The sequence below is a fragment of the Roseococcus microcysteis genome, assembly GCF_014764365.1.
Classification (GTDB): domain Bacteria; phylum Pseudomonadota; class Alphaproteobacteria; order Acetobacterales; family Acetobacteraceae; genus Roseococcus; species Roseococcus microcysteis.
Map to the genome: position 1 here is coordinate 445,746 of NZ_CP061718.1, position 25,182 is coordinate 470,927.

Below are 25,182 nucleotides of genomic sequence, written 5' to 3' on the forward strand. Positions count from 1 at the left end.
GAGCCGACCAGGTGCAATCACTGCTGGTGAATGTGGACCGGATCAGCGCCTTCATCGGCAAGGTCTTTGCCTGGTGCATCGTGCTGCTGACCGGGGCCATCGTCTATGAGGTCTTCGCGCGCTACCTCTTCCGCGCGCCGACCGCCTGGGCCTTCGATGTCTCCTACATGCTCTACGGCACGCTGTTCATGATGGCGGGCGCCTATACCCTGTCGCGCCAGGGGCATGTGCGGGCGGATTTCATCTACCGGCTGTTTCCGGTGCGGGTGCAGGGCGGGCTCGATTTTGTGCTCTACATCCTGTTCTTCTTTCCCGGCATGCTGGCGCTGGTCTATTTCGGGTGGGACTTCTTCAGCCTGTCCTATTGGCAGAATGAACGGTCCTCGATCAGCCCGAACGGGCCCTATATCTGGCCCTTCAAATTCATCATCCCCTTCGCCGGCGCGCTCATGATCCTGCAGGGCCTGGCCGAGACGGCGCGCGCCGCCATCGCCTGGCGCACCGGCGCCTGGCCCGACCGCCTGCATGACGTGGAGGAGCTGGAAGTGCTGACGCTGAAGCAGGCGGCCGCCGCCCGCGAGGCCGAAATCGCGGCCGCCCGCCGCGCGGAGATGCCCCTGTGACCGACCCCGTTCTCGGCATGATCATGCTGGGCAGCTTCATCTTCGTGATCCTGCTCGGCTTCCCTGTCGCCTTCACCCTCACCGCCATGGGGCTGGGCTTCGGCTATCTCGGCCTGGGCCCGCGCGTCTTCGACCTGCTGGTGCAGCGCACCTACGCCGTCATGGCCAATGACGTGCTGATCTCGGTGCCGCTCTTCATCTTCATGGGCTATGTGATCGAGCGCGCGAACATCCTGGACCGGCTGTTCCGCGCCTTGCAGATGGCCTCGGGCGGGCTGCCCGGGTCGCTCGCCATCGCCACTCTCGCCACCTGCGCGCTGTTCGCCACCGCCACGGGCATCGTGGGCGCGGTGGTGACGCTGATGGGGCTGCTGGCCTTCCCCGCCATGCTGCGCGCGGGCTACGACCCCAAGCTCGCGGCGGGCGTCACCTGCGCGGGCGGGTGCCTCGGCATCCTGATCCCGCCCTCCATCATGCTGATCCTCTACGGGGCGACGGCGGGCGAGAGCGTGGTGCGCCTCTACGCCGCGGCCTTCCTGCCGGGTGTCGGCCTTGCCTTCCTCTACATGCTCTATGTGCTGATCCTGGCCACGGTGAAGCCCGGCATGGCGCCCCGCCTGCCGCCCGAGGAGCGCACGACGCCGGTCGCGCAGATCCTGCTCGCCCTCGTCACCTCCTTCGTGCCGCTCGCGGTGCTCATCGGCATGGTGCTGGGCGCGATCCTGTTCGGGCTGGCCACGCCTTCCGAGGCGGCGGCGATGGGGGCCGCGGGCTCGGTGCTGCTGGCGCTGCTCTACCGCAGCCTCACCTTCACCAAGCTGAAGGAGAGTGTCTTCCTCACGGCCCGCACCACCGCCATGGTCTGCTGGCTGTTCATCGGCGCCTATATCTTCACCTCGGTCTTCGGCTGGCTGGGCGGCCACCATGTGGTGGAGGAGGCGGTGAAGGCCCTCGACCTCTCGCCCATGATGTTCTTGCTGATGGCGCAGATCATCATCTTCCTGCTGGGCTGGCCGCTGGAATGGACCGAGATCGTGCTGATCTTCGTGCCCATCTTCCTGCCGCTGCTGGGCACCTTCGAGATTGATCCGATCCTGTTCGGCGTGATCGTGGCGCTGAACCTGCAAACCTCCTTCCTCACGCCGCCCGTCGCCATGGCGGCCTATTACCTGAAGGGGGTGGCGCCGCCGCATGTGAAGCTGTCGGAGATCTTCCTGGGCTGCCTGCCCTTCGTGGGCATCGTGGTCTTCGCCATGGCCATGCTCTACATCTTCCCGGAGATCGCGACCTGGCTGCCCTCCTACCTCTACGACAATGTCGGCGGGCCGGGTCAGGAACTGACCGTGCCGGATGGCGGCTTCTCCGTGGATGAGGAGCCCGCCCTGCCGGCCTTCAACTGAGCAGCATGGACCGCATGACCGACATCACCACCCAGGCCGCGAACTGGCTGCACGAGGCCTGGGAGACGGGCAACCCGCTCGCCCCCTTTCCCGAGGAAATGGCCCCCACGGACCTCGCCGCCGGCGAGGCCATCGCCGCCGCCCTGGTCGAGACGTTGGAGATACCGGTGACGGGCATGCGCCTCGCCCCGGCGCCCGGCGACACCTGGGTCTCCGCCCCGCTGCTGGAGCCGCGCCTGCTGCGCGCCGGCACGCCGGTCGCGCTGGCCGCGCTGCGGCATATCCGCATCACCGCCGGCATCCTGGGCGTGCTGGGGGAGGAGTTGACCGACGCGCCCCCCGTCTTCTCCGCCCTGCACCCTGTCGTGGACGTGGCGGCGGAACGCTACGCCCAGGGCGCGCCCGATGCCGCGCAGCGCGTGGCGGACCTTGGCGGGCTCGGCCATGTGCTGGTGGGCAAGCGCTTCGTCGGCCCGCTGCCCGAGGTGGTGTCGGTGCGGATCGGCCCCACCGGCACCCGCCCGCGCCCCTTCGAGGTGAAGCTGGCCCCGCTCATGGACCAGCTGGTCGAGGATGCGCGCCGCTGGGGCCCCATGCCGGCCGGGGCCGTGCTGGTGGTGGCGGGCCTCGCTCTCGGCCGCGTGCCCAACCCGGGCGAGAAATGGTCGGCCGCCGTGGCGCCCGTGGGCCGGATCACCGTGCAGTTCGCCTGAGGCTGGTCGCATGCGGGGGCGGGGGCCATGATGCCCGCCCCTGGACGGAGCCCGCCATGCCTGACCCCAACCCGCGCATCCCCTTCCGCCTCGAATCCGACGCGCCGCCGCTGCCCGCCTTCCGCGGCAAGCGCGTCATCGTGAACCTGGCCGTGAATGTGGAGCATTGGCCCTTCGACCAGCCCATGCCGCGCGCCATCCTGACGCCGCCGCATGGCATCAAGGCCATCCCGGACGTGCCCAACTTCACCTGGGTGGAATATGGGCTGCGCGTGGGCATGTCGCGGCTGTTGGAGATGTGTCGGGCGCTCGGCATCCGCGCCTCCAACCTCTCCAATTCCCAGATCTGCACGCATTACCCGCGCCTGGCGGAGGCGATGCTCCAGGCCGATTGGGAATTCGTGGGGCATGGCGTGTATCAGCGGGCGCTGGCCACCATCGAGGATGACAAGGCCGCAGTGGAGGAGGCGCTGTCCACCATGCGCCGCTTCTCCGGCCAGAAGGTGCGCACCTGGCTGGGCGCGGGCCTCAGCGAGAAGGCCGATACGCCCGAGGTGCTGAAGCGCAACGGCGTCGAATTCCTGCATGACTGGCTGGTGGATGACGTGCCCGTCTGGATGCGGACCGAGGCGGGGCCTTTGCTCTCGCTCCCCTACACGGTCGAGCTGAACGACGTGCCCATCTACATGCTGGCCTCGCAGGGCTCGACCGCCATGGCCGACCGCATCCGCGCCAGCATGGAATTCTACGCGCGCGGCGGTTTCGAGCGGACGCGGGTGATGACGATTGCGCTCCATCCGCACGTCATCGGCGTGGCGCACCGGATGGAGAGTTTCTGGGCCGTGATGGAGGAACTCGCGGCGCACCCGCAGGTGGCTTTCGCGACCTCGTCGGAGATCGGCGACTGGTTCACGGCGCTGCATCCGGCGCCCGCCGCGTGACCAACGCCTGTTGATCGCGCGGGCGGGTTGGTTGGGCGGCTGATCCACGCCTTCGGTGAGTTCACCGAAGGCGATCAGACGCCGGACGCTGCCTCCCACTCCGCCACCAGCTTGTCGCGGCCCGCGCGCATGTCCTCCGGGCCGCCGAAGGCCAGCATGTAGTGGCCCCGATAGCCCTCGCTCTCGATCAGGCGGAAGAGGGCGTTGAAGTCCATGTTGCCCTCGCCGGGAAACAGGTGCTCCTCCTTGCCGCCGCGATTGTCGGCGAGGCGCACCTCCGCCATCCGGGCCGGGCCGAAATGGCGGTAGAAGCCCTCCACGCCCACGGGCAGCATGTGCGCGTGGTTGGCGGTGAAGGACCAGCCGAAGACCTCCGGGTCCAGGGCCGCGAAGAAGCGCTCGCATTCGGGGATGTCGCAGGCCAGGTAGCGCACCTCGGCATCGGCCGGCTCGGGGTTCATGTTCTCCAGCAGCAGACGCACGCCCTGGGTGCGGGCGTAGTCGCCCAGGCGTCGCAGTCGGGTGAGCGCGGCCTCGGCGCGACGTTCGTAATCGTCGGTGAAGTGGTAGCCGGCATGCACCACGATCCAGCCCGCGCCGAGCGGCCCGGCCAGGTCCACATAGGCGCGCAGGTAGTTGTCGGTGGCGGCGGCGAGATAGGGGGCGGTCTCGGCCATGTTCACGGCCGAGAGGGTGTGCAGGCCGAGTTGCAGCCCATGCCGTTCCTTCAGCCCGCGCGCCGCGCGCAGGCGCGCGCCGTCGAAGCCGTCGAACTCATTGCCCGTATCGCCCAGGCGGATGTCCAGATGCGCGAAACCCGCGGCCGCCGCCCATTCCAGCCCCTCCTCCAGCCTTAGGCGCGCGCCGAGATCCACGCCGATGCGGGCGGAGAGGGAAGCCTTGTCGTCGGCCATGGCGGGGCTCCTTGGCAAAAGGGTGTCGCGCATCCCCTTGGGACGGATCGCTTAACCAATCCTACATGCGGCGGCCATCAATGTCCCTCCCGTGCCGATCACGGCCCGGGGGAGCGTGATTCGTCGCGCATGCCTTCCGGGCGCGGTCCGGGCACGCGGGCAATAGGTCTTTTGGACAGGGTGGTTTCATGTCGCATGTGCCGGGTCAGCTTCGTCTGCGTCATCTCCTGCTGGCCTCGGCCGCCTTCTGCGTTCCCGCCACCTCCCTGGCCGACACACGCGATCTCGTGGATGGCAACGCGGCCGGCGGCTTCATGGTCGGCCCCGCCACCGGCGCCACCCATGTGACGGTGGACGGCAAGATCTTCACGAATTTCGTCACCCGTGGCGGCGATGGCAGCGGTGGCGGCGCCGGCATGGGCGGCGTCTTCTTCGTGGACCAGGGCGGGCAGCTCACCCTCAACAATGTGGACTTCAACACCAACGCCGTGCGCGGCGGCAATGGCGGCGGCGGGCCCAGCCTGAGCCTCGGCACCATCGGCCTGCCGCTGACGAGCCTGCAGGTGGATGTCCGCCCCCTGGACGAGCAGGGCGCCGTGCCGCTGCTGAACGAGTTCGGGGACTTCAACCGCGTGGCCATCGGCAACACGCAGGGCCTTGCCGCGGGCATGGCGGTCTCCGTGCCCAATGCGGGCCAGGCCGTGATCCAGAGCGTCAATTCCGACGGCACCATCACGCTGGACCGCACGCTGACGGGCGCCTCCGTCATCACGCGCGAGGTGCGCCTCGGCTCCGATCCCAACACGATCCTGGTGAACGACATCACCGGCATCCAGGCCAACGCCACCCTGCTGGTCGAGGAGCGCGTGACGCGCAACCTCAATGGCGTGCCGGAGCTGAACCAGCTCGAACTGGCCAGCACCGCCGGACTCACGGTCGGCATGCGCCTCGCCTCCAACCCGTCGCGGACCATCATCGCCATCAACGGCAATGTCGTGACGATGAGCGGCAACCACGACGTCTTCTCGCTCGCCCCCGTCAGCTTCGACCGCGACATCTCGCTGGTGGTGCAGAACCTGCAGCCCAGCGGCGGCGGCAATGCCGGCATCCTCACCTACGCGGCGCCGCCCGGCGGCAGCGCGCCCATCGGCCAGCTGCAACTGCCCGGCGCGAGCGACACCCCCGTCTCGGCGGCCCTCTACAACGTGACGGGTATGACCGCGAACAGCGTGACCAGCGCGGCCGGCACGAGCCTGGTGCTGGCCGTGGACCCGGTGGCGCAGGGGCTGCGGGTGGGCATGGTGCTGGAGGGGGCGGGCATCGCGGCCGGCACCACCATCACCGCCATCAGCGGCCAGAACCTGACGCTGAGCCAGGCGGTCACCGGCGCGGTCACGGGCTTCGAGGCGCGCCTCGCGCCCATCAACGGCACCACCCTGACGCTGCCCGTGCCCAACCCGCGGCTGGCCGTCGGCATGCGGCTGGTGGGCGAGGGCGTGCCAGCCAACACCACCATCACCGCCATCAACGGCAATGTGGTGACGCTGAGCAACAGCCTGCCCGACACCGCGAGCGGCCTTGCCTTCTCGAACGTGGTGTCCGCCGCGTCCGGGCAGCTGCGCCTGCTGGGGGTGGACCCCGCCACGGTGCAGAACGGCTTCACCGTGACCGTGCCCGGCGTGGGAACCTACACCGTGACGGCCGTGACCAATCTCGGCGGCGGCGAAATCCTGCTGACGGTGCCGGGCTTCGTGCCCTCGGGCAGCCTCGATCGCCTCGTCATCGCCTCGCCGCTCACGGCGGGCGGCGCGATGAACAACATCGCCGTCACCCCCTATGCGGGCATGCCCGCGGTGACGGTGGGGGCGGGCGGCAAGAACGGCAACAACGCCTCCTGGATCGGCACGGTGCTGGCCTCGGGCGAGGGCCAGGCGGGCGGCATCGCGGCACCTGGCGGCACGGGCACCGGCACGGGCGGGACGGGGGGTGCCGGCGGCAATGGCTCCTCGGGCCTGCCGGTCAATGTGAACCTGATGGCCGCGATCTACACGGCCAAGTCGAATGTGGCCTTGCAGGCGGGGCTGGTGGCGGGCTCGCTCGTGCCCATCGGCGTGCCGCCCGTGCCCAACATCCCGCTCTCGGTGGGCTTCAAGGCGGCGCTGGTGGACGCCAAGGTGGACCTCGCCCTGTCCATCGCCCAGTTCGCGGCCTGGAACGTGGCGCTGGCCCTGGGTGAGGTCGCCTCGGGCGGCCATGGCGGCGAGGGCGGGCGCGGCGGCAATGGCGCCACCTTCTATGGTGGCGGCGCGGGTGGCGCGGGCGGCAGCGGCGGCGATGCCGGCAATACGGGCAGCGGCACGGCCGGCAATGGCGGCAATGGCGGCGCGGGCGGCACGGGCGGCTTCGGCGCGGGCGGCGGCCAGGGCGGCGCGGGTGGCAGCGCGGGCTCGGGCGCCTTCTTCCGCGAGGGCACGCCCGGCGCGGGCGGCATCGCGGGCTTCGGCGGTGGCGCGGGCGCCAATGGCGACGGCATCGGCGGCGGCGGCGGCGCGGGCATGGGTGGTGCCATCTTCGTGCGCGATGGCGGCACGCTGCTGATCACCGGCAACAGCTTCTTCGGCGACAACAACGCGGCCGGCGGTTCGGCTGGCACGGGCGGGCAGGCCGGGGCGGGGGTGGGCAGCGACATCTTCATGATGCGCGGCGCCTCCGTCACCATCGCGCCGGGCATCGGCAACGTGGCCATCTTCATGGGTTCCATCGCCGATGACAGCCGCGCCAGCTATGAGGGCGCGCCCTTCGCGGCGGGCGATGGCGCGGGGCTGACCATCGGCGCGGGCCTGACCATCTTCAACGGCGTCAACACCTATACGGGCGCCACGGTCATCGCGGGCGGCGCGCTGGCGGCGCTCGATGGCACCGGCATCCATGCCAACAGCAACGTCACCTTCGCGGGCGCGGGGCGACTTGCGGGGATGACGGCGCTGGATGAGCTGTCGGCGGGCGTGCTGCTCTCCTCCGGCGCCTTCAACCGGCAGGTGGGCACGCAGAGCAACCGCGTGCAATGGACGGGCAGCGGCGGCTTCGCGGCCATCGCCGATGAGCTGGTGGTGAACCTGGGCGGCAGCCTCACGCCGCAGACCCTGACCTGGGGCACCAATGGCTTCGTGCCGAACGACGCCTCGCTGGTCTTCGGCTCGGCCTATGCGGATGCGGCGGTGCGCTTCCGCAACCCCATCAACCTGGCGGGGGCCGAGCGCAGCATCATCCTCCGCCATGGCGCCACGGCCGATGCCATCGCGATCATGGACGGCGTCATCAGCAATGGCGCGCTGCGGATCGGCGCACCGGGCTACAATGGCTTCCTGCATCTGCGCGGCGCCAACACCTACACCGGCGGCACGATCGTGGATTTCGGCACGGTCAGCACGCAGGAATGGACGAACTCCAACAATGTGCTGGTACCCGGCGGGACGCTGGCCGATACGGGCGCCGTCACGGTCAACCAGGGCGGCCGCTTCCTTTTCGGCACCACCGACACCATCGGCGCGCTGACGGTGAACGGGCGGGTGGACGGGCGCAGCGGCGTGCCCGTGCTGTCGCTGGTGCGCGACGTGGAAATCCTGCGCGCGCTGAATATGGCGAGCCTGACCAACAAGGGCGGCATCATCGCCATCGGCTTCGACAGCGTCTCGCGCGGGGCGGTGCTGAACGACCAGGACGGGTTGATCCTGCTCGGCGCGGGGCTGGATGCCACTGGCCAGGTCTTCACCCAGGACGGGCAGCTGGTGGTGCTGGGGCCGCAGCGCCTCACGGTGGGCAGCCTGGTCGGCTCGGGGCTGGTGACGCTGGCCTCGGCCAATCCGGACCACCTGATCCTGGAGCAGAGCGGCACCTCCACCTTCGCGGGCGTGATCGAGGGCAAGGGCCACCTGACGGTCACGGGCGGCGGGCAACTCACCTTGACCGGCGCCAACACCTACACGGGTGTGACCACGGTGCAGCAGGCGCATCTGCTGACCGGCGGGTCCGGGCCGGTCTTCGGCGGCGGCGGTGACTTCCTGATCGAGGGCAAGAGCAGCCTGACCTTCGCCACGCCCGAGGCCATCGGCACGGTGGGCAATGCAGGTTCGCTCACGGTGCAAGCGGGGCAATCGCTGCAGGTGGCGGGGCTGCTCAACAGCGGGACCGTGACGCTGGACGGGCCGCTGACCAGCCTGGGCGCGGTGTGGAACAAGTCGGAAGGCGTGATCAACCTCGGCGCTGACATTCTGGCCATCGGCCAGGTGGTGACGCAGGACGGGCAGCTGACCGTGACGGGCACGCGCGGCATCAGCGCGGCGCAGTTCCTGGGCGATGGCACGGTGACGCTCTCCGCCGGCAGCCGGCTGGACCTGAACCAGAGCGGGGATTCGACCTTCGCCGGCGTGATCGAGGGCAGCGGCGCCTTCCACCGCCAGGGCAAGGGCGAACTCGTGCTCACCGGGCTGAACACCTACACCGGGCTGACCACGGTGGAGGCGGGGCATCTGCGCACTTCGGGTTCCGCGGGCCGTCTGGCCGGGGGCGGAGCCTTCACGGTGAATGACGGCGCGCGGTTGAGTTTCGGCACCTCCGAGACCATCGGCGCGCTGGCCAATAGCGGCGCCGTGGTGCTGGACGCCGGGCAGGCGCTGACGGTGGCGAGCCTGCTCAACACCGGCTCGGGCGCGATGACGCTGAACGGCGTGCTGACCAGCCTGGGCGCGGTGCAGAACCAGGCGGGCGGGACCATCGCGCTCGACGCGGACCTGAACGCTTCGGGCCAGACCGTGACGCAGGATGGCGACGTGACCGTCACCGGCGCGCGCACCCTCTCCACGGCGGGGCTGACCGGCGCGGGCAGCATCGGCATGGCCAAGGGCGGCGACACGCCGGACCATCTGCTGCTGGCGCAGACCGGCACCTCCACCTTCGCGGGCATCTTCACCGGCGCGGGCGAGTTGTCCCTGACCGGCGGCGGCACGCTGACCCTGACGGGCGGCAGCACGCTTTCCGGCATCGTGCACGTGCTGGACGGGCATCTGCGCACCCAGGGCAGCCCGAACCGGCTGGCGGGCACACCGGAACTGCGCGTGGCCTCCTCGGGCGTGGTCACGCTCGACACCGCCGAGAGCCTGGGCATCACCACCAATGAGGGCCTGCTCACGGTCAACCAGACGCTGGCCGTGGCGCGGCTGACCAACCGCTCGGGCGGCACGCTGGCGCTGAACAACACGCTGACCAGCGCCGGCCCGGTGTGGAACGCGGCGGGCGGCACGTTGCACCTCGCCTCCGACATCCTGGCCACGGGCCAGGTGGTGACGCAGGACGGGCAGCTGACCGTGACGGGCACGCGCGGCATCAGCGCGGCGCAGTTCCTGGGCGATGGCACGGTGACGCTCTCCGCCGGCAGCCGGCTGAACCTGAACCAGAGCGGGGATTCGACCTTCGCCGGCGTGATCGAGGGCAGCGGCGCCTTCCACCGCCAGGGCAAGGGTGAGCTCGTGCTCACCGGGCTGAACACCTACACCGGGCTGACCACGGTGGAGGCGGGGCATCTGCGCACTTCGGGTTCCGCGGGCCGTCTGGCCGGGGGCGGAGCCTTCACGGTGAATGACGGCGCGCGGTTGAGTTTCGGCACCTCCGAGGCCATCGGCGCGCTGGCCAATAGCGGCGCCGTGACGCTGGACGCCGGGCAGACGCTGACGGTGGCGAGCCTGCTCAACACCGGCACTGGCGCGATGACGCTGAACGGGGTGCTGACCAGCCTGGGCGCCGTGCAGAACCAGGCGGGCGGGACCATCGCGCTCGACGCCGACCTGAACGCTTCGGGCCAGACCGTGACCCAGGATGGGCAGTTGACCGTCACAGGCCAGCGCACGCTCACCCTCGGCCAGTTCACCGGCGGCGGTGGCGTGACGCTGACCGAGGGCGGGCGGCTCACCATCGCGCAATCCGGCAACTCCACCTTCGCGGGGGTGATGCAGGGGCCGGGCGATTTCACCCGCGCGGGCGCCGGCACGCTGACGCTGACGGGCGCGCAGGGCTTCACGGGGCTGGCCACCGTGCAGCCCGGCGCCACGCTGGCGCTGGCCGGTTCGGGCGCCATCGCCACCGCCTCGGGCCTGGCGCTGGGGGGCATCTTTGACATCTCGGCCACATCGGTCGGGGCCTCGCTGCGCGCGCTGACCGGCACGGGCCAGGTGGTGCTGGGCAATGATGCCGGCACTCCGCGCAGCCTGCGCCTGACGGCGGCGGAGGGCAGCTTCGGCGGCCAGATCACCGGCGCGGGCGGCCTCTTCGTGGATGCCGGCGCGGCGGTCTTCACCGGGGCCAGCACCTATGCCGGCCCCACCACCATCGCCGCGGGCGCGAGCCTGGCGCTGGGCGGCATGGGCGGCATCGCCGGCTCCTCGCAGGTGCTGGTGGATGGGCTGTTCGCGGTGCAGGGCAGCTCGCCGGGGGTGAACCTCCAGGCGCTGTCGGTGCGGTCGGGCGGCGTGGCGCAGGCAGGGGCGCCGGTGCAGGTGACGGGCACGCTGCTGGTCTCGGCCGGCACGCTGAACGGCCCCGCCACCTTCACCGCGCCGCGCTATGAGCTGACCAACGCCGCGGTCAACGCGCCGCTGGGCGCGGGCGAGATGCAGGTGGCGGGCAACAGCTTCCTCACCGCGCCCTCGGCCGCCGGCTCGGTGCTGGTGCTGGAAAATGCCACGCTCGGCCTGATGGGCGCCCAGCTGCTGAGCGACCAGGCGGGGGTGGAAATCCGCACCACCGGGCGGCTCGCGCTGCTGGGCGGCGACCAGACCATCCGCGACCTCAGCGGCGCCGGCAACATCGTGCTGAACGGCTTCGAGCTGCGCGTCACGGGCAACAGCATCTTCACCGGCGCCTTCGAGGGCGCGGGCGACGTGCTGGTCTCCGCCGGCCAGTTGCAGATCGGCAGCGACACGCGGCAGACGCAGCTGACGGTGGGGCAGGGCGGGCAGCTGGACGTGACGGGCTCCGTCACCTCCACCGACATGACGATGGTGCAGGGCGACATGACCATCGCGCCCGGCGGGCAGGTGAACACGCCCAACTTCACGCTGGCCAGCGGCGGCTCCACCCAGGTGGGCGGTACGCTGCAATCGGGCCTCACGCAGGTGCTGGGCACGATGACCCTGACGGGCGGCACCGTGCAGAACACCCAGATGATGATCTCGGGGACCGGCGGCATGCTGGGCGGCACGGGCACCGTCACCGGGAACACGCAGGTGATGGGGGGCGGTCTGCTGGCGGCGGGCTTCTCGGTCGGCGCGCTGAGTTTCGACAACCTGACCATCGGCGCCGGCGGCCGTGTGGAGCTGGAAATCGAGGGCGCGGCCGGGGCGGGCGCGCTGGATGGGCATGACGTCTATCGCGCCAGCGGCGACATCACCATTGACCGCGCGGCGGCGCTGGACATCCGGCGCTACACCGGGCCCTTCACCTCCAACGGGGCCTTCGAGGCGGCGCGCGGCCAGAGCTTCCGCTTCCTGGAAGCCGGGCTGGGCCGGATTTCGGGCGCCTTCGGCAGCATCACCTCCGATTTCGGCCGGGGCATCGTCGTGAACCTCGGCACGGGCGAGGCCATCGGCACCGGCCGCCCGGTGGGCGAGGCGCTGGAAGCCAGCCTCGGCCGCACCGCCAATGAACGGCGGATGGTGCGGGACCTGCGCGTGGCCGGCACCGCGGGCAATGTGGAGCAGTTCCACGGCGGGCGCCTGGTGGCCGATGCGCTGAAGGCCGATGGCGTCTCGCCCGAGGCGGCGTCGCGGGTGTTCCAGCGCAGCTCGCCCGAGGGCTATGCGGGGCTGAACGACCATGCGCGCCGCGCCGCGCGCGCCCATCTCGCCGCCGCCTTCCGGGACGGGGAGCAGCACCGCATGGGCCGGTTCACGGTCTTCGCGGCGGGCGAGATGTCCCGCGCCGGGCGTTCGCGCTCGCATGACGGGGCGGGCTACACCATCACCTCCTCCGGGATGCAGTTCGGCGCCGAGACGGGTGTCGAGCGGCTGCGCCTGGCCGTCTTCGGCGGGATGGAACGGGGCACGGTCAACACGCCCCTGCTGCGCGGCAACGCCGATGGCTGGAGCTTCGGTGGGCGGCTGTCCTATCTGCTCGACCCCGCGCGGGACCTGACGCTCTCGCTGGACGGCATCTATGCCAGCTTCGGCCAGGATGGCCGGCGCCAGACGCTGACGGGCAGCTCGCGCTTCCGAACCCGCTCCGATGCGGGGATGGTGCGGCTCGCGGCCGGCTACACCGCCTGGCGGGGCGGGCGCTGGCAGCTGCGCCCGGAAGTGGGCCTCGGCTATGGCAGCGCCAGCACCCGCGCCTTCACCGAGAGCAATGCCGCGGCGCTGGAGGCGCTGAGCGTGGGGCGGCAGACCTCCTCCGGCCTCGTGCTCGATGCGGGCTTCGGCACGGAATTCCAGGCCTCGGAGCGCTTCACCGTCACGGGCGGGCTGCGCGTGGTCGCGGATTTCGCGGGCTCGCGCCGGCGGGTGGATGCGGGCTTCGCGGGGGATCCGGGCCGCTTCTCCGTCAACGCGCCCGGGCTCGGCACCGTCACGGGCGAGGCGCGGATGGGCGTGGAATTCCGCCCCACGGGCGCGCTGAGCCTGCGCCTGAACGGGGGTGCGGGCGTCTCCGACCACGGCGTCTTCTCGGGCGATCTCTCGGCCCGCGCGGCGCTTCGCTTCTGACACGGCACGGGCCCCGAAAACCGGGGCCCTTCATGGAAAGGAATTCAGCATGCAGGACTGGACCGCGGGCTATGTGTCCGAGATCGCCTACACCTATGGCTACTACCCGGAGCTGAACCCGCAGCGCGCGCGCCTGGCGCTGCTCAGCGCCGGGCTGTTGCCGCCCGAGTTCCGCCATGCCTGCGAACTGGGCTTCGGGCAGGGGGTCAGCGTGAACATCCACGCGGCCGCCGCGGGTGCCACCTGGCACGGCACGGATTTCAACCCGACCCAGACCGGCTTCGCGCGGGAGATGGCGCGCGCCTCGGGCGTGCGGGCCCATCTGCGCGACCAGGCCTTCGCGGAATTCTGCGCCGATGCCTCCCTGCCCGAATTCGACTTCATCGGCCTGCACGGCGTCTGGTCCTGGGTGTCCGACGCCAACCGCGAGGTGCTGGTGGATTTCCTGCGCCGCAAGCTGGCGGTGGGGGGTGTGCTGTGCATCAGCTACAACACCATGCCGGGCTGGGCCTCCTTCGCGCCCATGCGGCATCTGATGGCGCAGCACATGGGCGTGCTGGGCAGCGACGGGCAGGGGATCACGGCGCGGATTGATGGCGCGCTGGATTTCGTGGGCCGGCTCTTCGCCACCCAGCCGCTCTTCGCCCGCGCCAACCCGCTGGTGGCGGAGCGGGTGGAGGCGATGAAGGGCTACAATCGCCACTACCTCGCGCATGAATTCTTCAACCGCGACTGGCACCCGATGCATGTGGCGACGGTGGCGGACTGGCTGGCGCCGGCCAAGCTCAGCTACGCCTGTTCCGCCAACCTGACGGAGCATGTGCCCGCCCTCGGCCTCACGCCCGAGCAGCGCAACCTGCTGGCCGACATCCCCGACCGGATGTTCCGCGAGACGGTGCGGGACTTCATGCTGAACACCCAGTTCCGCCGCGATTACTGGGTGAAGGGGCGGCGCGAGGCCTCGCCCCTGCAACTGGTCGAGCGGCTGCGGGAGGAGCGGGTGGTGCTGGCGGTGCCGCGCGCCGAGGTCTCCTTCACGCTGCCCGGGCCGCTGGGCGAGGTCACGCTCAACCCCGCCGTCTATGGCCCGGTGCTGGACGCGTTGGCCGACCACACGCCGCGCGCCATCGGGGAATTGCCCCTGCCCGCGCAGGGCGGCTTCGGCCAGTTGCTGGAGGCGGTGCTGCTGCTGTGCGGCTCGGGCCAGGTGGCGCCCGCCCAGGACGAGGCGGCCATCCAGGCCGCGCGGCCCGTCGTGGCGCGGCTGAACACGCATCTCTGCGCGGCGGCGCGGGGCAGCGGGGATGTGACCTGGCTGGCCAGCCCCGTGACGGGCGGCGGGGTGCCGGTGGACCGTGTGGCGCAGATGTTCCTGGGCGCGCGCGCGGCCGGGATCGCGCGGCCCGCCGCCTGGGCCGAGGCGGCCTGCGCCACCTTGGCGAGCCAGGGCCAGGGCCTGCTGCGCGAGGGCAAGCCGCTCGCCTCGGAAGAGGAGAATCTGGCGGAGATGACCCGGCTGGCGGAGGGCTTCGCCGCGCAGCGACTGCCGCTGTTGCAGGCCCTGGGGGTGGTGTGAGGCGGGGCCTACGGCGGGCCGGGCCCTATGGCGCCTCGGCCGCCGCCGGCTTGCGCCCCCAGACCTGCACAACGGTGTAGAGGATCGCCGTCGTGCCCGGATCGTTGAGGTGCGACCGGCAGGCGGCGATGGCCTCGTCCAGGGCGGGGCCGTCGGTCAACCCGGCGCGCAGCAAGGGGCCGCGCAGCGAGTCCACGATGTCCGGAAGCCAGGCGGCCTGCGGGTCGCCCGCCTGGCAGGACACCAGGAAGGGGCGGTAGCGCAGCTCGCGCAGCCCCGCCTGCCGCAGCAGACCGAACAGCCGCCGGGCGACGCCGCGGCCGGTGCCGCCCTGCTCCAGCCCCGCGCCGAGCATCCCCTTCAGCCGCGCGAAGGCGGGGTGCGGCGGGAAGCAGGCCATGCTGGACAGGTCCTGCTCCTGCAGCGCGATGGTTCCCCCAGGGCGGGCCAGCCGGATGGCCTCCGTGAGCAGTGGGTCGAACCGCGCCGCGCCGGCGAAGAGGAAGCGGCCATGCACCAGGTCGAAGCCGCCATCGGGCAGGCCGGTGCGGCAGGCATCCGCCTCCAGATACTCGACCGCGCCCGCCGCCTGGGCGCGCGCGTGGTCGAGGAAGCGGCGTTCCAGGTCCAGGCCGACCACCAGGCCCGGCGCGCCGGCCCGCGCCGCCATCAGCCGCGTCACGTCGCCCAGCCCGCAGGCGAGGTCGAGGCAGCGCCAGCCCGGCCCGACCCCGATGGAGGAGAGCAGCGCCTCGGTCTCCTCCGTGAGCCAGGCGCCCTGCGCCGCCAGCCGGCCGATCTCGCCCGCGCGGGGTTCGAGGGGGTACATCGCCGGGCTCCTCAGGCCGCGTCTTCCGTGAGGCGGTCCACCGCCGCCGCCATGTCGGCGAGGCGCGGGTGCTCCAGCAGGTCGGAATCGGTGATGAACACCGCGCGGCGCTCGTAGAGGCCGGCGGCCACCTGCAGCATGTCGAGCGAATCCCCGCCGAATTCGAAGAAGTCATCCTCGCGGCCGACCTCGTCCACCTCGAAGATCTCGCACCAGATTTCGGCCAGCAGCCACTCGGTCTCGCCGCGCGTCGGCACCGGCGGGGCCATGCCGTCGGGGCGCGTGCCGCTGAGCGGCGGCAGGCGGCCGCGCGCGATCTTGTTGCCGGCCGAGCGCGGCAGGGCCGCGAAGACGCCGACGCGCCAGGGCAGCATGTAGTCCGGCAGGAGCGCGGCGAGGCGCCGCCGCAGGGCAAGGCCATTGATCTCCACACCCGGCGCGGGCTGCACCCAGGCGGCCAGGCGCATGTCGCCGCCCGAAGTCCGCACGGCCTGCACGACGCCCTCGGCCACGCCCTCCTGCCGGCACAGCACCGCCTCCACGGCGGCCAGCTCCACGCGATAGCCGCGGATCTTCACCATGTGGTCGGCCCGGCCGAGATGCTCCAGCATCCCGTCCGGGTGCAGCCGGCCGAGGTCGCCGGTGAAGACGCGGAAAGACCCCGGGCGCGCGGGGTCGGGGCGGAAGCGTTCCGCCGTCAGCTCCGGGCGGTTCCAGTAGCCGATGGCCGTGTAGTCGCCGGAGACGACGATCTCGCCGATCTCGCCCAGGGGCACCGGCTCGCCCTCCTCGTCCACCAGGGTGACGTGCCGGTCCTCGACCGGCCAGCCGACCGGCACCGCCTCGCGCCCCTGCACGGCCGCCGGGTCCACCACCCATTCGGCGATCATGCCGGCCTCGCTGCTGGCCAGGCGGTTCACCACGGCGCAGTCCCAGCCCAGGCGGTCGCGCAGCGCCGTGACATCCTCCGGCCGCAGCACCTCGCCGCCCACGATGATGCGGCGCGGCTGCCAGGCCTGGCGTTCGGGCATGCGCGCCTCGACGAGGTCCCGCAGCACGGGGGGCGTCACCGGCAGCACGGTGATCCGCCGCTCCGCCGCCCAGCGCCCGAGGGTCAGCAGGCCGTGGCGGCGGCTGTCGAAGACCTCCACCGTGGCGCCGGCCAGCAGCCCGCCCAAGATGGCCGGGATGGAACCCGCGAAGGCGAAGGAGGAGAGGTGCGCGATGCGGTCGCCCGGCGCATAGCCGTGGTGGCGGGTCTGCAGCCCGGCATGCCAGCACAGCGAACGCTGGGTGCGGACCACGCCCTTGGCCGGCCCGGTGCTGGCCGAGGTGAGGTAGATGATGGCCGGGTCCTCCGGCCCCGGCGCCCGGGTCGCACCGCCGGGCGCGGCGCACGAGGTGCCGACCCGCAGCGGCACATCGCCCGCGCGGTCGCGGCACCAGGCCTCCTGCGCCGGCGCGGTGACGATGCGCGCCACCTGGGCGAAGAGGCCCATGACATCCTCGGGCGGCGCGGCCGGGTCTATCGGCATGGCCGGCACGCCGGCCTTCAGCGCGCCGAGCAGGGCGATGACGGCCTCGGTGCCGATGCCGAAGACCAGGGCCACCGCCGCGCCCGGCGGCAGGTCCGCCAGCGCGGCGGCCGCGCGGTCGGTCTCGGCGTCCAGCGCGGCGTAGGTGAGGGCGCGCCCGTCCTCGACCAGCGCCTCGGCGTCCGGCAGGGCCTCGACGATGCGGCGCAGGCGGTTGGGGATCGTGCCGTCGAACTCGGCGCGTTCGAAGGGGATCACGGCGTGATCTCCGCCACCAGCTCGGACGGCGCCAGCACGCGGTCAATCAGTCGCCGCTGCCGCAGCCAATCCTGGTAGGCCAGCAGGCTCTCCATCCGCAGCGCGCCATCGGCCGGCATGCTGGGCCAGCAGGCGCGCTCCAGCAGCTCGGGCGAAAGCCGTGTGGCACGCGCCAGGATCTCGAGGTTGCGCGGCGTCTTGCCCTCATTGTAGCGGAGCAGCGCCTCGCGGTAGGCGCGCAGGAAGCGGCGTCCCAGCGCCTGCCCATCCGCCAGCATCCGCTCGGAGAACATCAGCGCGGTGAACTGCCCGCCCGGCAGCAATTCCTCGGCGCCCACCGCGACGCGCCCCACCCCGGCCTGATCGAGCCGCGCCACCCAGGGCTCGGAGAGGAAGGCGAGGTCCAGCGCGCCCGCGGCCAGCGCCGCCTGCTGCGCCGGCACCGGCATTTCCCGGAACTGCACCTGCAGCCGCTCGGCGCCGCGCCGCTGCCGCAGCAGGTCCACCAGGAAACCCTCGAAGGCGTTTGGGTCGGCGCTGACGCGCAGCGACCGCGCCTCGCCCGAGGTCAGCGCCGCGAGCGTGAGCCCGGTGCCGTAGAAGGCGGCATAGGAGCATGGCGCCGGCGCCAGCATCACGCCGGAGGCCACCAGCCGGGCACGGCCGCCACGCGCCACCGCGTTGAACAGCGCGGGCGAGGCCTGCGGGATGCCGGCGTCGAGATCGCCGCTCATCAGCCCCGGCAAGGCGAGGTGGGAGGAGGAGAGGGCGACCGGCTCGATGGTGATGCCCTCGCGCGCGAAGAGGCCCTCCTCCAGCGCGATGAAGATGGGCGCCTGCGACAGGAAGGGCAGCACCACGAGCTTCACGCGCTCCGCCCGTGGCGCCGCCGGCAGCAGCGCCGCGAGGCACAGTGCCAGGCCCAGCATCCGGCCGGCACGTGCCGCAACGCGGGCGGCACGCGTCCATCCTGGCTTCGTCAGCATCCGGGGTGATCCTTCGGAAAGGCGGCCGGCCACATCGGGTCAGCGGCCGAGACAGCGGTTGAAGACAAGGCCGAGCATGGCCAGCACCAGCAGCGTGCCGTAGAGCTGTTCCACCCGCATGGTCTGCCAGGACTGCCAGACCGCGGCGCCCAGCCCGTCATGGCCGCTCAGCATCTCGACCGAGATCAGCACCACGATCGCGGCGTTGAGCGAGAGCCTGAGCCCCGCCCGCAGCACCGGCCAGGCACCCGGCAGCACCAGGCGGCGCAGCACCATCAGGGGCGGCGCGCCATAGTTGCGCGCGACATTCCACAGCAGCGGGTCAATGGCGCGGACGGCGACGGCGGCGGCGATGGCCGCGGGGAAGAAGGCGACCAGCGCCACCGGCACCATCCGCGCCGTCTCGCTGAAGCCGAACAGCACGAGGAAGAGCGGCAGCAGCGCCACCTTGGGCATGGGGTGCAGGGCGGCGATCACGGGATCGAAGGCGCGGTGCAGGCGCGGCAGCAGGCCCATCGCGAGCCCGGCCAGCGTGCCCAGCCCGGCCCCCAGGCCGAAGCCCATGGCCAGGCGCTGCCCGCTCGCCGCCAGGGATTCGGCCATCTCGCCGCTGCGCAGGCTGTCCAGCAGCCAGGCGAGGATGGTGGTGGGCGGCGGGAAGAGCAGCGTGGTCACCCAGCCCGCCCGCGCGGCGCCCTCCCAGGCCGCGGCGGCGAGGAGGAGGGCGAGCAGATGCGGCATCAGGCCGCCGGCGGCATGATGGCGGGCGCCAGCATGTCCCAGATCCGCCAGCGCAGGGCGGCCACCTCAGGCGGCGGCGGGCCCATGATGCGTCGTGGGCGCGGGAAGGGCACCGGGATGTCCGCGATCACCCGCCCCGGCCGCGCCGAGAGCACCACCACGCGGTCGCAGAGCAGCAGCGCCTCCTCGATGTCATGGGTGACATAGACCACGCTGCGACCGGTGCCGGACCAAAGGTCCAGCAGCTCCTGTTGCAGCACCACGCGGGTCTGCGCGTCGAGGGCGGAGAAGGGCTCGTCCAGCAGCATCGCCTCGGCCTCGGCGACGAAGAGGCGGGCCAGCGCCGCGCGCTGGCGCATGCCGCCCGAGAGCTGGTCCGGGCGCGAGGCGGCGAAGCCTTCCAGCCCCAGGCGGCGCAGCATGGCATGGGCGCGGGCCTCACGCGCGGCGCGCGGCATGCCCTGCGCCTCCAGGCCGAAGGCGACATTGTCCAGCACGCTCAGCCAGGGCAGCAGCCCATGCTCCTGGAAGGCCATCAGGCGGCGGGGCGGGCGGGGGCCGGCCCAGCCGGGAAAGAGGATGCGGCCGGCGCTGGGCGTTCGCAGCCCGGCCAGCATGGCCAGAACCGAGGACTTGCCGCAGCCGCTGGGGCCGATCAGGCCCAGGAACTCCCCGGGCGCCACCTCCAGGTCCAGCCCGTCCACGGCGCGCAGGGGGCCATGCGGCCCGGGATAGTCCAGCCCGATGCCTTGCAGCGTGATCCTCACGCCGGTGGCGCCTGGAACAGGGAGGCGACCAGGCCCGGCACCTCGCCCCGGCGCAGGAACCAGCGGAGCGCGCCATGCTCGGCCAGCCCCTCGGCCGGCACCAGCCGCACGCCGGGGATGCCCCGCATCCGTTCGGCCTCCCCGCGATCCGCCTCATGGCCCTCGCCGAAGCACAGGATGGCGCGCGGGGGATGCGCCACGGCGGCATAGGCCTGCGCCAGGTCGAGGACGAGGCCCGGGTTGCGCTGGGCGATGGCCCGCAGGGCCGGCGAGACCTGCGGGTCGTGGCGCGTTTGCGGATTGGTGAGCAGGCTGAAGGCGAGCGCCGCCTCGGCCCCCAGGTCGAGCGCATAGCGCAGCGCCGCATAGCCGCCGGCGGAATTGCCGAGGCAGGCGAGGCGCGCCGCACCCAGCCCGGCCGCCTGCGCCCGCAGCAGGTCGAGCACGCCACCATAGTCCGCGATGCCGAGATCCGGGTCGCCCGCCAAGTAGAAGCTGCCACCCAGGTCGCGCAGATAGATCAGGTGCGCGCCGCAGCCGCGCAACACGCGGTGCAGCTCGTCCACCAGCGGCCAGAAGCCCCGGCCACCGCCCGCGAAGACGATCAGCGCCCGGTCCGCGCCGGCCGAATTGCGCCAGACGAAGCTGGTGGCGGGCCGCGCGAGGTCGGCGCCGCCGGCCGCGAGATCCTCCATCAGCCCGCTGCGCTCGACGGTGCGGATGATCTGGGCGCAGGCGCGGCCGGTCGCGCTCCCTTGGTCGAGCGGGGAGAGCGTTTCCAGGACCCGCCTGGCCTCGGCGGGGGTGGCGAAGCGGAGCAGGTCCTCCACGTCCCTGAGGCTCGGCCCATGGCGGGGCTCGGCGCCGCTCATGGCGATGGCGCGGCCGCCGGAGGCGTAGCGGTCCCACCAGGTCTCGTGGCCGGGCCAGCGGCGGCGCAGGATGACACGCAGCGCCTTGAAGCCGGCCCCATCATGGTTCATCCAGGCCGCGTTCATGGCCTGTTCGTACCAGTCAGGTTCCGCCACGGCGTCGAAGCGGTCGAGGACCGCCTGCCAGTGCGCCCGGGCCTCCGGCCAGGCGTGGCGCCACTCGGCGAGCTTGGCCAGCCCGATCCAGCCCAGAGGCTCCTCCGGCCAGCGCGCGTGCAGCCGGGTCAGGGCCGCGGCGGCGTGCGGCGGAACGAGCGCATCCTCGGGCCGGCGCGGACGGTTGAAGGCGAACAGGGCGCGGGCGAAGGCGAGGGTCTCGTCGCGGCCGGCATGTTCCGGCCAGCGGTGCAGCGCCTCATCCCACATGGGCAGCGCCGCCGCATGATCGCCGCCATCCTGCGCCTGCCGCGCCCTGGCCAGGAGGCAGGCGCGCTCATCCCGCGGTGTCGCGGCCGCGGAGCCGTATTGCGGCCGCTGCCCCGCCTCCCCGTTTTCGCCCGCCATCGCTGCCATGGGAGGAAGCATGGCAAAAAACTATTTAGAGTTGAAGAATGCCGAAGCTTTTCGCCAGGGATGTTGTCGAAGCGGGCGGTTGGGCGGCCTCGACGTCAGTCGGCCTGGTAGCTGTAGCGCCAGAGGTTGAAGATCTTGGGGCGGCCATCGTCGCTGGGGCGCCCGGCCTCGGTGTCCGTCAGCGCCTGCTCGCCATGCAGGCCCACGCGCATCCAGCCCCGCCGGGAGACCGCGCGGAAGCAGATCGCCTCGGCCACCTCGCGCCGCGGTTCGGACCAGCTCCGCACCGGCACGCCGTCCACCGTCACCGTCAGCCGGTCGCGCAGGGCAGGGTCCACCCAGCCCTTGTTGTAGAGGCGCAGGGTCAGCCGCGCGCCGGGCCCGGGCACCGGCAGGTAGATCAGGGCGTCGCGGTCGGCACCCACCCAACGGCAGCATTCGCGGGTGCCGGCGGCGTCGCGGCCATGGAGGCCCCGGCCGACCAGCGGCATGTTCATGTCGAAGACATGCTCCGCGCCGATCCGCATCGGCGCCAGCGCGGTCAGGCGGGCGGCGACGAACTCGGCCTCGAACTCCGCGAGGGTGTAGTCGGCGGCGCGGGTGTCGCGCAGCGCCGCCACGGCGCGCTCGTGCAGGATGCGGTCACCGGCCGTGATCGCGGCGGCGGCGGCGAGCGCGGCCTCGCCATGTCGCTCCGGCGCCGTCCGGTTGCGAACCTCCAGCGGGGCGGGGGGACACCAGCCCATGTCGCGCGCCAGCTCGCCGCGCAGCCGGTCCACCTCCTCCAGCACGCCGATGCGGGCGCCATAGGATTGCAATGTGCGCCAGGCCTGCGCGGCGCGCTCTTCCGGCGGCATGGCGGCGAAGGCCTCCGCGCTGACACTGTGCTGCGTCAGGGCGCGGCACTGGTGGTCCTCGAACATGCTGCGGAAGGGCAGGGCGTCGCCGAAGGCGGCGCGCAGCTGGGCGAAGTCGGCCAGCTCCCGGCAGGCCTCGTGCATCCGGCGCCAGTCGTCGGGCTTGTGGGCGTAGTCGTGCGGCGCCAGCCGGCGATAATCCTGGAATTGCGACAGGGCGCGACGGTCGGGCCGGCGGAGCACCGTGAAGACATGGTCGTCCGCGTCCAGCCAGGGGGCGATGTCCACATGGCCGTGCAGCACGTCGAACCAGGCGATGCTTTCGAGGGCGGCCTCCGCGATGATGGCGCGCAGGGCAGGGTCCTGCAGGGCGGCGATGTCGGTGTGGGCGATGCCGCGGTCGCGCAGGCGCTGCCCGAACTCGGCGGGCGGCCGCGCGCGCTCGGCATGGGTTTCGGAATCCAGCGCGGCGTTCAGCGCCGTGCCGCCGCATTTCGAGATGTGCAGGTGGAAGATCTTGCGTGCAGCCAACATGGAGGCCCCGGTGGGTATGCGCGGTGATGCCTCTCCCTGCAGGCCCGCGCCCTGTTCAGCGGGGCCTTCCTGGATGAGGCGTAACCCGAACTGCTAGTCGTTCCAACTTATGATCTCGATCCGCCACGCCTTCCTGTTCATCCATCGTGGCAAGTCGGGCGGCAATTCGATATCAGAGATATTGCTGCCCTGTTCCGAGGACAGCAAGAGCGTCACCGGCTCGCAGGACGGGACCGAGCGTTTCGACGTGCGGAATGACGGGTTCGGCACGCGCAAGCACTCCCGCCTCGCGGACTACAAGCGGGCCCTGGCCGCCAGGGGAGCTGCCGCACCGCAACCGCGGCGACCATGCGCCCTACCGGACCTGCTACGATGCCGCGTTGCGGAAACTTGTCGAGGCGCGGTTCCGCGAGGAGCTGGACTGGGGCGGCTACGCGTTCTGAAGCGGGCTTGCACGCAGGGTTTGCGGCACCTTCAACACATCGTGCCTGGAGAGACCAAGGTCCGCAGGATCACCGTCAGGGAAGGGGCTTCCAGGACCATCCCGCCGCATCCCGCCCTGTCACGGCGGCGGCAAGGCCTCGGGCATCGGCTCCCGCACATGGAGGTCCATTCGTGTGCCGGGGCTGAGCGGCCCTGCCTCGGGCATGTCCACCAGCACCTCGCGGCCCCCGGCATCGCGCAGCCGCACCCGCACGAAGGGGCCGAGGAAGGTCGCGCGCAGCACCGTCCATTCGCCGCATGGCGAGGGGTGCAGCGTCAATTGCTCGGGCCGCACCAGCCTTTCCTCGCCCGCCAGGACCAGGCGGTTGGTGTCGCCCACGAAGCCCGCCACGAAGTCGTTGGCCGGGCGATGATACAGGTCGCGCCCCGTGCCGATCTGCGCGATGCGCCCGCGCTCCATCGCGCAGATGCGGTCGCTGAGCGCCATCGCCTCGGCCTGGTCATGGGTGACGTAGATGGCGGTGATGCCCAAGCTTCGCAGCAGCGCGTCAATCTCCTGCCGCAGCTCCTCACGCAGCCGCGCGTCGAGTGCCGAGAGCGGTTCGTCCAGCAGCAGCACCCGCGGGCGGGGCGCGATGGCCCGCGCCAGCGCCACGCGCTGGCGCTGCCCACCGGAGAGCGCATCCACGCGCCGCCGCGCGAATTCGCTGAGGCGCGTCATCTCCAGCATCTCGTCCACGCGGCGCGCGGCCTCGGCGCGCGGCACCCCGCGCACGCGCAGCCCGTAGCCGATGTTCCCGGCCACATCCATGTTGGGGAACAGCGCGTAGGACTGGAACACCATGCCGACATTGCGGCGCTCGATGGGCAGGCGAGTCACGTCCTCGCCATCGAAGAGCACCTGGCCGCCAGGGTCGGGCGCCTCCAGCCCCGCGATGAGGCGCAGCAGCGTGGTCTTGCCGCAGCCGGAGGGGCCCAGCAGCACCAGCGTCTCGCCCGCCGCGATGTCGAGGTCCAGCGGGTGCAGCGCCACCGCCCCGCCCGTCCAGGTCTTGCCGCAGCCGCGCAGCGTGATCGCGACGCTCATCGCACCGCGCCCACGCGGTCGGCGCGGCCCGCGGCCCATTGCATGGCACTCAGCAGCGGCACGATCAGCACGAAGAAGATGAGCGTGTAGGCCGAGGCCATCTCGGTGCGCAGCGCGGTGTAGGCGTCGGCCAAGCCCACCGGCAGGGTGCGGGTGAAGGGGGTGTGCAGCAGCAGCGTCATGTTGAATTCGCCAAGCGAGAGAGTGACCACCATCAGGCTGCCCGCCAGCATCCCGCCCGCGATGTTGGGCAGGATCACGCCCAGGAAGCGCTGCGGCCAGGAGGCGCCGCAGGCGCGCGCCGCCTCCTCCAGCCCCTTCAGATCCATGGAGAGCAGCACGGCCAGCACGGCCCGCACCATGAAGGGCAGGCAGAAGACGACATGGCCCACCAGGATGAACAGCCAGGAGGCGCGCAGGTCTCCCACCGCGCCATAAGCCAGGATCAGCCCCAGCGCGGTGGCGATGCCTGGCACGGCCACGGGCATGACCAGCGCCTCCTCCACCAGCCGCGCCGTCAGCCCCGCGTGGCGTGCCAGCACATAGGCGGCCGGCACGCCCACCAGCAGCGTGATGACGAGGGTGGCGAGGGCGATCTGCAGGGAGAGCAGGACGGTGCCGCCGTAATTGGCCCAGACCTCGCGCAGCCAGCGGGTGGTGAGGCCGCTGGACAGGCCCTCGAACTGGTTGGCCGTGACGCCCGCCAGCACCGAGACCAGCACCGGCAGGATGAGGAAGGCCGAGATCAACAGCGTGAAGCCGAGCCCGGTCCAGAAGCCCAA

General features: G+C 71.9%; 16 protein-coding genes. 6 read left to right on the plus strand and 10 right to left on the minus strand.

The window, feature by feature from the left end:
- Positions 1-11: 11 nt before the first annotated feature.
- Genes ICW72_RS02070 through ICW72_RS02085 form a run of 4 tightly spaced genes read left to right on the plus strand, consistent with a single transcriptional unit; the run spans position 12 to position 3,677 of the window.
- Positions 12-623, plus strand: coding sequence for a TRAP transporter small permease subunit (locus tag ICW72_RS02070; protein ID WP_191084714.1), 612 nt, complete (start codon positions 12-14; stop codon positions 621-623).
- Positions 620-2,023: a TRAP transporter large permease gene (locus ICW72_RS02075; protein ID WP_223880755.1), complete on the plus strand. Its 1,404-nt coding sequence runs from the start codon at positions 620-622 to the stop codon at positions 2,021-2,023. Before ICW72_RS02070 ends, ICW72_RS02075 begins: the two co-directional genes overlap by 4 nt.
- 5 nt (positions 2,024-2,028) lie before the next feature.
- Complete coding sequence (locus ICW72_RS02080) at positions 2,029-2,736, plus strand: hypothetical protein (RefSeq protein WP_191084715.1); 708 nt, start codon at positions 2,029-2,031, stop codon at positions 2,734-2,736.
- 56 nt (positions 2,737-2,792) lie between these two features.
- Positions 2,793-3,677 carry a polysaccharide deacetylase family protein gene (locus ICW72_RS02085; protein WP_191084716.1) on the plus strand — a complete coding sequence of 295 codons (885 nt, stop codon included), beginning with the start codon at positions 2,793-2,795 and terminating at the stop codon, positions 3,675-3,677.
- 74 nt (positions 3,678-3,751) lie between these two features.
- Here ICW72_RS02085 and ICW72_RS02090 read toward each other — a convergent pair whose 3' ends face one another.
- Complete coding sequence (locus ICW72_RS02090) at positions 3,752-4,591, minus strand: sugar phosphate isomerase/epimerase family protein (RefSeq protein ID WP_191084717.1); 840 nt, start codon at positions 4,589-4,591, stop codon at positions 3,752-3,754.
- Positions 4,592-4,779: 188 nt separating this feature from the next.
- On the opposite strand from ICW72_RS02090, the gene ICW72_RS02095 reads away from it, so the two are divergent.
- Together ICW72_RS02095 and ICW72_RS02100 are read left to right on the plus strand one after the other, a co-directional pair.
- The gene (locus ICW72_RS02095) at positions 4,780-13,341 is read left to right on the plus strand and encodes an autotransporter-associated beta strand repeat-containing protein (protein ID WP_191084718.1); all 8,562 of its coding nucleotides are present in this window, start codon (positions 4,780-4,782) and stop codon (positions 13,339-13,341) included.
- A gap of 49 nt (positions 13,342-13,390) precedes the next feature.
- Positions 13,391-14,917, plus strand: a complete 1,527-nt coding sequence (locus ICW72_RS02100; protein WP_191084719.1) for a class I SAM-dependent methyltransferase — start codon at positions 13,391-13,393, stop codon at positions 14,915-14,917.
- 25 nt (positions 14,918-14,942) lie between these two features.
- Here the strand turns inward: ICW72_RS02100 and ICW72_RS02105 are convergent, their stop codons facing one another.
- The 9 genes from ICW72_RS02105 to ICW72_RS02145 form a co-directional block, all read right to left on the minus strand.
- Positions 14,943-15,746 carry a class I SAM-dependent methyltransferase gene (locus ICW72_RS02105; protein ID WP_191084720.1) on the minus strand — a complete coding sequence of 268 codons (804 nt, stop codon included), beginning with the start codon at positions 15,744-15,746 and terminating at the stop codon, positions 14,943-14,945.
- An 11-nt stretch (positions 15,747-15,757) separates the two neighbouring features.
- A complete protein-coding gene (locus ICW72_RS02110) occupies positions 15,758-17,539 on the minus strand; it encodes a non-ribosomal peptide synthetase (protein WP_191084721.1) in 1,782 nt (593 codons plus the stop codon).
- Positions 17,536-18,525 (minus strand): ABC transporter substrate-binding protein, encoded by a 990-nt coding sequence (locus ICW72_RS02115; RefSeq protein ID WP_191084722.1) that lies wholly within the window; start codon positions 18,523-18,525, stop codon positions 17,536-17,538. Before ICW72_RS02115 ends, ICW72_RS02110 begins: the two co-directional genes overlap by 4 nt.
- A 39-nt stretch (positions 18,526-18,564) precedes the next feature.
- Positions 18,565-19,266 (minus strand): ABC transporter permease, encoded by a 702-nt coding sequence (locus tag ICW72_RS02120; RefSeq protein WP_191084723.1) that lies wholly within the window; start codon positions 19,264-19,266, stop codon positions 18,565-18,567.
- On the minus strand, positions 19,266-20,033 hold the full coding sequence (locus tag ICW72_RS02125) for an ABC transporter ATP-binding protein (protein WP_191084724.1): 768 nt from the start codon (positions 20,031-20,033) through the stop codon (positions 19,266-19,268). Before ICW72_RS02125 ends, ICW72_RS02120 begins: the two co-directional genes overlap by 1 nt.
- Entirely contained in the window at positions 20,030-21,478 is a 1,449-nt protein-coding gene (locus ICW72_RS02130; protein ID WP_191084725.1) for a tetratricopeptide repeat protein, read from the minus strand. Before ICW72_RS02130 ends, ICW72_RS02125 begins: the two co-directional genes overlap by 4 nt.
- Positions 21,479-21,573: 95 nt before the next feature.
- A complete protein-coding gene (locus tag ICW72_RS02135; RefSeq protein WP_191084726.1) occupies positions 21,574-22,869 on the minus strand; it encodes a hypothetical protein in 1,296 nt (431 codons plus the stop codon).
- A gap of 562 nt (positions 22,870-23,431) precedes the next feature.
- A complete protein-coding gene (locus ICW72_RS02140) occupies positions 23,432-24,400 on the minus strand; it encodes an ABC transporter ATP-binding protein (protein ID WP_191084727.1) in 969 nt (322 codons plus the stop codon).
- The gene (locus ICW72_RS02145) at positions 24,397-25,182 is read right to left on the minus strand and encodes an ABC transporter permease (protein ID WP_332308969.1); all 786 of its coding nucleotides are present in this window, start codon (positions 25,180-25,182) and stop codon (positions 24,397-24,399) included. The genes ICW72_RS02140 and ICW72_RS02145 overlap by 4 nt, the downstream gene beginning before the upstream one ends.